General features: G+C 39.2%; 1 pseudogene. It reads right to left on the bottom strand.

From position 1 onward, the window contains the following. Positions 1 to 180 (bottom strand): annotated as a pseudogene (locus KVT34_RS32225) (hypothetical protein); the annotation flags it as partial. Between the last annotated feature and the right edge of the window lie 83 nt (positions 181 to 263).

Raw genomic sequence — 263 nt, forward strand, 5'->3', positions numbered from 1 at the left:
TTGAATTAGATGATTACGTGAGAAATTCTCTGTAGAATATCTGTCAATTGTCCCCGACAAATCCTCGACGGTTATAAAAGGTTTAACTTCCCCTGAGACTGAAACACCATCGTATATCCACGTGGTAGGAGCAAACACATCCAACGCTTTTTTTAATGAGTACATTACATCATTCAGCATGATTAATGACCATTTGCTACGCGTTGTACAGTCTGCTTAATATCTTCCACAAATGGTTGCTCGCCTTCAAAAGCTGTTTTACG

Source organism: Paenibacillus sp. GbtcB18 (assembly GCF_019091125.1).
GTDB lineage: Bacteria > Bacillota > Bacilli > Paenibacillales > NBRC-103111 > Paenibacillus_F > Paenibacillus_F chitinolyticus.